Origin of the sequence: Polaribacter sp. 20A6, assembly GCF_011378915.1 — a bacterium.
GTDB lineage: Bacteria > Bacteroidota > Bacteroidia > Flavobacteriales > Flavobacteriaceae > Polaribacter > Polaribacter sejongensis.
In genome coordinates this window covers 1-1,020 of record NZ_WTPZ01000047.1, presented here as the reverse complement: position 1 = coordinate 1,020, position 1,020 = coordinate 1, and the positions used below count along the sequence as shown (strand labels likewise).

General features: G+C 31.1%; 1 protein-coding gene. It reads right to left on the bottom strand.

Features of this window, described 5'->3' with window-relative positions:
* Positions 1-82: 82 nt before the first annotated feature.
* Positions 83-895: a metallophosphoesterase gene (locus GQS57_RS18310; protein WP_165734417.1), complete on the bottom strand. Its 813-nt coding sequence runs from the start codon at positions 893-895 to the stop codon at positions 83-85.
* Positions 896-1,020 lie beyond the last annotated feature (125 nt).

Below are 1,020 nucleotides of genomic sequence, written 5' to 3'. Positions count from 1 at the left end.
TACCGACCAAGAAAGTCCGCGAGGACTTTCGTAAGTAGGCGAGAAGCCAGCAATAAATTATATACGGTGTTGCCAGTAGTTTTTATATTTCCATTTCTACCATTTCCGCTCTTGCTCCAAATCGAATTGGTAAAATACTTGTTCCAATTCCTTTTGATATATACATTTTCGGTTCCGATTCTTTATACCAACCTTTTAAATATTTTCCACTTCCTTGAGGTTTAAAAGGAACGATTCCTAAAAATGTAATCTGTCCTCCGTGAGTATGACCAGAAAGTACTAAATCAATATTTAAATTCTCTTTTTGTTTTGTAATTATATCTCTGTGTTCTGGACAATGTGATAAAACGATATTAGTTTCAGTTTGTTTTAGATTCTCAACTGCTTTTCCGAAATCAGCATTTCCACCAACTAAATCGTCAATTCCGATTATTGAGATTTCACGATTTTTAATTGAAATAGTTCTGTTCTCGTTTATTAATAATTCACAATTATTTTTAGAATAAATATTTTTAAGTTTTGTCAAATCGACTTTTCCCCAATATTCCCAATTTCCTGTAATCGCATACTTTTTGATAGAATTATCTATTAATTGCAAAAATTCATTTAGAGAATCTATTTTTTCGGTTTTGTCAACAGAATCGCCAGTTAAAAATATTAAATCAGGTTTAATTGAATTTATTTTTTTCGCAATAGATTTGTGAAAGTATCTTAATTGGTCAAAATGTAAATCCGAAATTTGGATGATTTTTATTTTGTCTTTTTCCGATTTTGAGATGTCAAAGTAATTCCAGTCAATTACATATTTCTCAAACCAAAGTGAGTCTAAAAGAACTAATCCAATTGAGGCTAAAATTCCTCTTCTTATAAATTTTCTTCTGGTTAAGTTCGTCATTTTTTATATTACTGGCAACGTTGTTGTATATGGTTTGTTGCGTGGTTTAAGCAACTAATTTAGTAAATAATTACCGACCAAGAAAGTCCGCGAGGACTTTCGTAAGTAGGCGAGAAGCCAGCAAT

Excerpts from the sequence above, each read along its gene's own strand:
- GQS57_RS18310 (WP_165734417.1), bottom strand. The coding sequence starts at position 895 with ATGACGAACTTAACCAGAAGAAAATTTATAAGAAGAGGAATTTTAGCC.